This window comes from Moorena sp. SIO3I6, assembly GCF_010672095.1.
The window spans coordinates 1-1,081 of sequence record NZ_JAAHHU010001674.1; the positions used below are offsets into that span (position 1 = coordinate 1).

General features: G+C 42.6%; 1 pseudogene. It reads left to right on the forward strand.

From position 1 onward, the window contains the following. A pseudogene (locus F6K49_RS52200) lies at positions 1–461 on the forward strand (ABC transporter permease); the annotation flags it as partial. Between the last annotated feature and the right edge of the window lie 620 nt (positions 462–1,081).

Genomic DNA, 1,081 nt, shown 5'->3' on the forward strand with positions numbered 1-1,081 from the left:
TAACGAATTGGGCTGTAGCCGTGGGTAAACTCTTGGGAGTGGTGACATTTTATAGCTTTATGGTGCTACCCTTACTTGCCTATGAAGCGATCGCATTTAGTGCTACAGACCCCCCGGTTCAACCTGTCCTACCGTTACTCGCCCACGTCGGATTAATTTTACTGGCAGCATCGGTACTTTCTCTGGGCATGTTTATTTCTTCCCTAACTGATAGCTCAATTTTGTCAGCAATCCTCACCTTTGCTCTGGTTTTGGGACTTTGGGTTATTGATTTGATTGCTAAAAATGTTAGTGGACCCCTTGGAGAAGCCTTAGGTCATTTATCGTTGTTGGAAAATTATAAAAATCTGATTCAGGGTGTTTTGGATACTAGTAGTATAATTCTGTTTTTGAGTTACATCTTTATCGGTATTTTTCTAACTGCTCAGTCTATTGATGCGTTAAGATTTCAGCGTTCTTAGGTTAGCGGTCAGCCGTGAGCTAAAAGCTCACGCTACTTGAGGTGCTGCGCGAACAGTAGCGTGCCCATAGCCGATAAGCACCTCAAGTAACCTGGCCACAGGCCAATGGCTAATGGCTGATAGCTGATAACTGATAGCTGAACGCGCACGCACCTCAAGTAGCGCTTAAGCTAAATGCTTTCCTCAAAACCTGCTAATTTCTTACAGCAATTTCTGACATCGAACTGAGGTCAGTCATGGTCAGTTAAACAACACCAGAAAAAACTGAGACAAAAACTGAGACATTTTGCTCTTGTCTTCCCAGTAGTCTGAAATTATAGAAACTTCAGGGATAGGCAACTATTGACCTAACACTCCTGACTGGTTATATCCTGTCCGGTGCTGGGTGATAGTCTTCTTTAGCCCAAATCTGGACAGTTTTATATTTTAGATACAGACAGATTAGATACAGACATATACAGAAATTCTGTGTATAAGAAAACTGCTGTTTTCTGTCTCACTATGCCCAAAGGAGTAGATTATGAGCTTTCACACTGGAGAGATTGCTGTTCAAACTCGGTCTGGGGTAAGGGAAGAAGCTGAGAAACTCAGCTCGATGATTACTCCCGTTATTAAACCCG